The 5,906-nt window shown below is 62.9% G+C and carries 6 protein-coding genes and 2 pseudogenes; 3 read left to right on the top strand and 5 right to left on the bottom strand.

Annotation, left to right across the window (positions count from 1 at the left end; translation table 11 throughout):
- Positions 1 to 271, top strand: a pseudogene (locus EOD15_RS26920) (MFS transporter); the annotation flags it as partial.
- Positions 272 to 453: 182 nt separating this feature from the next.
- Positions 454 to 720: a hypothetical protein gene (locus EOD15_RS26915; protein WP_127271315.1), complete on the top strand. Its 267-nt coding sequence runs from the start codon at positions 454 to 456 to the stop codon at positions 718 to 720.
- 109 nt (positions 721 to 829) lie between these two features.
- Here the strand turns inward: EOD15_RS26915 and EOD15_RS26910 are convergent, their stop codons facing one another.
- From EOD15_RS26910 to EOD15_RS26895, 4 genes are all read right to left on the bottom strand, one after another.
- On the bottom strand, positions 830 to 1,384 hold the full coding sequence (locus EOD15_RS26910) for a hypothetical protein (RefSeq protein WP_127322844.1): 555 nt from the start codon (positions 1,382 to 1,384) through the stop codon (positions 830 to 832).
- 134 nt (positions 1,385 to 1,518) lie between these two features.
- On the bottom strand, positions 1,519 to 2,610 hold the full coding sequence (locus tag EOD15_RS26905) for a YcjF family protein (RefSeq protein WP_127322843.1): 1,092 nt from the start codon (positions 2,608 to 2,610) through the stop codon (positions 1,519 to 1,521).
- Positions 2,607 to 4,085, bottom strand: a complete 1,479-nt coding sequence (locus EOD15_RS26900; RefSeq protein WP_127408997.1) for a YcjX family protein — start codon at positions 4,083 to 4,085, stop codon at positions 2,607 to 2,609. Before EOD15_RS26900 ends, EOD15_RS26905 begins: the two co-directional genes overlap by 4 nt.
- A 63-nt stretch (positions 4,086 to 4,148) precedes the next feature.
- The gene (locus EOD15_RS26895; RefSeq protein ID WP_127323064.1) at positions 4,149 to 4,652 is read right to left on the bottom strand and encodes a histidine phosphatase family protein; all 504 of its coding nucleotides are present in this window, start codon (positions 4,650 to 4,652) and stop codon (positions 4,149 to 4,151) included.
- A 330-nt stretch (positions 4,653 to 4,982) separates the two neighbouring features.
- Between EOD15_RS26895 and dksA the strand changes: the two genes are divergently transcribed.
- Positions 4,983 to 5,399, top strand: a complete 417-nt coding sequence (gene dksA, locus EOD15_RS26890) for an RNA polymerase-binding protein DksA (protein ID WP_013531862.1) — start codon at positions 4,983 to 4,985, stop codon at positions 5,397 to 5,399.
- A gap of 215 nt (positions 5,400 to 5,614) precedes the next feature.
- Here the strand turns inward: dksA and EOD15_RS26885 are convergent.
- Positions 5,615 to 5,906 (bottom strand): annotated as a pseudogene (locus EOD15_RS26885) (hypothetical protein); the annotation flags it as partial.

Genomic DNA, 5,906 nt, shown 5'->3' with positions numbered 1-5,906 from the left:
TATCGGCGTTGCCTTCGGCTTCGTTACGCTGTGGGGTTTCGCCTTTGGCATGGCGCCGGTGGTGCTGCCGACCAATATGTCGCGCGCGGCGCCTGATGCGCTGGAGGCAGCGGGTAGCCTGATGGTCACCTCTTTCCAAATTGCCATCACCATCGGCGCGGTTGTCGGTGGCTATGTCGTGGACACCTATGGCGCGACCGGGCCTTTGACTCTGACTGCTGTCCTTGCCGCATCGACCGCCGTCTTGGCGCTGCTGCAGCCACGCAGCTGAACTTTGCTGCCGCTGACAAAATAGCCTGAATCCGGGCCGCCGCCGATGTTGCAGGCGCGATACACAAGTTGAGGCCGGGAACACGTTGCATCTTGCCGCAATCGAAGGCTAAGGACGCTCGGCTTCGGCCATTGGAGGGTGATCGACGATCAAGTCGCGCCCTTTTTGAGGAGATGACTGACATGAAGAAGTTTTTGTTTGTTGCCGTCGGCCTGGCGGTGCTTGCCGGTTCGGCTTGCTCGAAGGCGCCCGAGTGCACGGCGGAAATCGCGACCAAGAAGGCGCAGGACATGGCTACCGCGCTGCAGGAAGCGATTACAAAGGACCCGTCCAAAGCGGCTGATCTGACGGCCAAGGTCCAGGCGGTGACAACCAAGTATCAGGGCGCTACGACATTGGCCGACGCCTGCAAGGCCTATGACGAACTGACGGCCACAATCAAAGGCTAACGCCCTGATTTGAGATCAAGGCCTAAGCGCCTGATTCGATGGGTCAAGGGAGAGGGCGGTGACCGTTGGGTCGCCGCCTTTTTTTCGGATTTTTCAGTTCGGCGCGATTTCAGTTCGGCGCGATGGAGCCGACTTCGACTGCATCGACGCGCTTCAAGCTCATGCCGATCACCGGCACCAACTGGTCGTCGACGCGCACGGCAATGGTCACTGTCATCGAATTGTCGTCAGGGATGCGAGCCTGCATGACGCCGCGCAGTTGGTTGCGGTTGATGGTGAAGACCACTTTGCGGGGATCGACGACGTTGCCGCCGATGATGTCGAGGCCGGAACCGGTCGCGCCACCCATAAAGCTGCCCTTGTAGCCCTCACGGCCCTTGCGCTCGATCTTGGCCGACATCTGCTGGGTAAACATGCCAACCCGGCAGCCGCCGTCGAGCGACATGCCGACCTTGCCGTCGGGCGTCGAGCCGGTAAAGCTGCAGTTGAACTTGGTGCCTTTGTACTTGCCGGCGACGATTTCGCCGGGACCGATCCATTTGCCTTCGGCGGACTGGAAGAACTGCTTGTCCGGCTCCGCCGCAGAGGCCGCTCCTGCAATGCCGACGACTGCCGTGATCACCGCTGCCAGGGGCAGGACGCTGGATAGTATTACGCTTTTCATCGACGACACCCGGCAACAAAGAGGCTGTTTGGAACCCGTCTGACCATGAACAAGATTGGTTAATGCTTCGTCACCGCAGGGCCGCCGCTGAGCAGTCCGGTAACGATTCCGAATGCCGGACACTCCAGCCCGGCTCACCTGCCGGAGGGGGTCGTTTCACCGTCTTTCCTGGTTGCGAACGATGTCAGCGCCGAGAGGAAATCGCCAAGTCCGGGACGCTTGGCGGCGCTGAAGGGCAGGGGTCGCGCCGTCTCCATCGCGGCGATGCCGATGCGCGCCGTCATCATGCCGTTGACGACGCCCTCGCCAAGCTTGGCCGAAAGGCGCGCGGCCAGGCCGTGGCCGACGATCTGCTGGACGAAACTGTCGCCGATCGCGATCGAGCCAGTAACCGCCAGATGCGCCAGCACGCTGCGCGCCAGGCGGAAGAAACCCAGCGTTCCTGGCCGTCCGCCATAGAGTTCCGACAGGCGGCGAATAAGCCGCCCGGCCTCGAATACGACATAGGCAACATCGACCAGTGCGCGTGGACTGACCGCCGTCACCAGCGAGACGCGTTTGGCGGCTTCGAGAATCATCACCTTTGCCCTGGCATCGAGAGGGCCGAGAATTTCAGCCTCGGCCAGGCGCACGAGATTGCCGCCGTCGATGATCTCGCCGCGCAGTTCGGCCAACGCGCGCCGGCCGGCCGCGGTCTCGGGTTTGGCCGCGACAAAGGCCGACAGCTCGTCGACGACCGATCGTGCCGCCTTGGGATCGTCACGCTCGATTGCGTCGAGCGCCCGTTTCTGCAGCTTTTCGACCTCGGCGAGGCGGCCGATCGCCAGGAATTCGCGAATCAGGATCACCATAAGCGCCAGCACGGCGATGGCAGCCATGCCGGCGGCCAGCCAGCCCAGCCATTCGGCGCGCGCAAAGAGGTCGCGTATGAGCTGGTCGGTCCACAAGCCGACAGCCAGCGAAACCAGCACGCCAAAGGCGCCGAAGAAGATGCTGCCGAGCAGCGAGCGCTTCCCGGGAGCAATGGCCGGCGGCGGCTCCGCGGCAATGATGTCGGGTTCGTCGAAGACATCGACTTCCGCCGGGAGGACCATCGCGACATCGGCCTTCATCGCGCGCGGTTTGCGCGGGGTCTCGGCCTGGACGTTGCGCGGCTCAGGGGCCGCTTGTCTCGGTGGGGCTTCCGGCTCGATGCGGAATGCCGCCGGCTTGCGGGGCGCGATCATGCCAAATGATCTCCAATCAGGAACTGCAAGGCACGGTCGAGCCTGATATGCGGCAGCGACAGGGTGATACCTTCGGCCGTGCGTTCTAGCTTTGGGGGACGGAAACGGACGAAGCGGATTGCAGGGTCCGCGGCATCCTGCTTGTGATCGGCTCCCGAAAGATCAAAAACCGCATCAATTTTCTCCGGTAAATCACCAGGAAATATGGCTGTTTCAGTTTTTCCATCGAAGGTTTCGCCGTTGATCTTCTCGCCGGCGATCGGCGTGCCGATAATGACGGGCAACGTCTCCCGGCCTTGCTTGACGGTGCCTTCGCGCGTCGCGCGCACCGCCGCCATGGCGACCACGTCGACATCGGCGCCGGTGAAATTCGCCCGTGCCCCGGCGCGGTCGGCAAGCCGCCGCACGATCGCCTGCAGCCGGTCATGGCTTTCGTGGTGCAGATGGTCGGCCTTGGTCGCGGCAACCAGGATGCGGTCGATGCGCCGCGAAAACAGGTCGGTGAGGAAGCTGCCCCGGCCAGGTCGGAAACAGCTGAGGATCTCGGTTACCGCGCGTTCCAGATCGGCCATGGCGCCGGGGCCGGCGTTCAGCGCCTGCATGGCGTCGATCAGCACGATCTGGCGATCGAGGCGGGTGATGTGTTCGCGGAAGAAGGGTTTGACGACATGCGTCTTGTAGGCCTCATAGCGCCTGTCCATCATGGCGTGCAGCGATCCCGGGCGCGGACGCTTGTCGCCGATCCCGGCCAGGGGCGCGAAGGTCAGGGCCGGCGAGCCTTCGAGATCGCCCGGCATCAGGAAGCGGCCGGGCGGCAAGGTCGAAAGCGCCCGCTCGTCGAGCTTGCAGGCCTTCAGATAGGTGGCGAAGCTTTCGGCCAGCCGGCGCGCCGTCATCTCGTCGGCATCGGCGTTCGGATCGATCCCGGCCGACAACGCCCGCCAGCTCTGCGAAAGGTCCTCGCGCACCGGCAGAACGGCCATTTCAAAGGCTTCGTGCGAAAAATCGGCGAAGGATTTGCCGAGCAGGGGTAGATCGAGCAGCCATTCGCCGGGATAATCGACGATATCGACCGACAGTCTGCCTGAAGAAAACATGCGGCTCCAGCCGGAAGCCGATTCATATTCGATGGTCAGCCGCAGTTCCGAAATGGCGCGCGTCGAATCGGGCCAGGCACGATCGTTGACCAGGGCGGCGATGTGGTCCTCGTACTGGAAACGCGGCACCGCGTCGTCGGGCTGCTGCTCGAGGAAGGCGCGGGCGATGCGCCCAGATTTCTGCGCCTCGAACAGCGGCAGGCGGCCGCCATGGATTAAATTGTGGACTAGGGCCGATATGAACACCGTTTTGCCGGCGCGGGACAATCCGGTCACGCCGAGGCGTAGCGACGGGGAAAAAAGCCCGGTGGCGCGGCCTGACAGCGTGTCGAGGGCAATCCTCGCCTCGTCGGTGAAGGTGGTCAGCGATGATGCCAAAATATGCTCTCTCGGACTACGGTCCGCCCGATATAGGCTCTACAACCAGGCTTTGAAATGGCTTCAGAGATCGGCCGGCGTCAGGAACGCTTCGAGATAACCGGTGCGCTGGGCGGCGCTGGCAAGATCGCCGTCGAAGCGGACGACTGCCAGGCCCGCGGTCGGGAACCCATGGTTCAGCGTGGCCCGCGCAGTTTCGTCGCCGTCGCCCGAAACTGCCATGGTGAGGTCTTCCATCATCGGATTGTGGCCAATGACCAGCAATGAGCCCGATCCGCCATTGTCTCTGATAAGGTGGAGGTAACCGGCCGCGTCGGCGCTGTAGAGCGCGTCGAAGAACAGGACCCGGCCGGTGTCGGTCTGGCCTGCCAGGCTTTCCAGCGTCTCCTTGGCGCGTTTGGCATTGGAGCAGAGCGTGCGGTTCGGAACATAGAGGCGGGAGCGCATGGCGGCGCCCATCATTTCGGCATCGGAACGGCCGGACGCGTCGAGCGGGCGATCGAAATCCCGCATGCCGGGCAGTGCCCAGCCAGCCTTTGCATGTCGCAACAGATAAAGCCTGCTCACCCAACCTCCGAATGCCGAAGCCTCCCGGGATTAGCCACGAGAACGGCGTTGCGCACAATGCCCGTGCTCTTCAAACACAGCGAATCACCCAATGCTGCTTGCTGCAAAGGCGCTTGCGTATCGCCCCGGGATCACGGCCGATCTCGGAAAGCATGTGCCACCGGATCCAAAGTGTCTCGGCGGAGTTTGTACCAAAGCGACCGTACGCGGCTGCAAAGACCCGTGGCGGGGTACTTTAACAATTGCGTGAAACAGCGGCCGATTGCGCTTGTGCAGGCGTCGGACGACGAATATATAGGCGCCAAATTTGGGGCAGTTTGGGTGAGTCGAATGAACGACATCGTTACCGCCGATTACGTACCCTCCGAAGACGAGCCGTTCATGAACGAGCGGCAGAAATCCTACTTCCGCTCAAAGCTCGTCACCTGGAAGAATGACATATTGCGCGAAGCGCGCGAAACACTGGAAATCCTGCAGCAAGAAAACGCCAACCACCCCGATCTGGCCGACCGCGCCTCTTCGGAAACCGACCGTGCCATCGAACTCAGGGCCCGTGACCGTCAGCGCAAGCTCATTGCAAAGATCGACTCCGCCCTGCAGCGCATCGACGAAGGCACTTACGGCTATTGCGAAGAGACCGGCGAGCCGATCGCGCTGAAGCGGCTCGATGCGCGTCCGATCGCGACATTGTCGATCGAAGCGCAGGAGCGGCATGAGCGCCGCGAAAAAGTCTATCGCGACGACTGAAGGTCAAGGCCGGCGGCTCACGGCCGGCTGTCTCGAACGACCTCGATTCTGAAAATGGCCGGTTTTCCGGCCATTTTTATTGGTGCGGCATCCACCGCTCAGGGCGGGCGAAGGCAGCAAACCCTTGATATCTAGCGCTTCGGACGAGGTGGTTCGGCAGTAGACCAGTAGACCGGCGACGATGTTTTCCGCGGGGATAGCGACCCAGCGGTTGCTCATCTCTTCTGACTGGAGAGTTCGCCGAGAAGCTTGGTCATCTCGTCGTCGAGCGACTGCGGCGCCGCCGGCTTGCCCACCGGGCCGCCTGAACGGGGCTGATCCAGCGATACTTCGAGTTCTCTCATCAGCGTGTCGTCGATGCTGTCCTGCACCGGCTGCGGTGGTGGCGGCGCGTGCCGGGCGGTGTTGGCGTTGGCGGAGCCGTAGGCGGGCAACGGCGTGACATTGGTCGGCTGGTAGCTTTGCGTTGCCGGCTTCGGCGCAGGTGCCGGCGGCGCTGTTGGGCGC

The organism is Mesorhizobium sp. M7A.T.Ca.US.000.02.2.1 (genome assembly GCF_003996995.1).
Classification (GTDB): domain Bacteria; phylum Pseudomonadota; class Alphaproteobacteria; order Rhizobiales; family Rhizobiaceae; genus Mesorhizobium.
The sequence above is the reverse complement of the archived record's forward strand: the minus strand, read 5'-3'. Positions and strand labels throughout refer to the sequence as shown.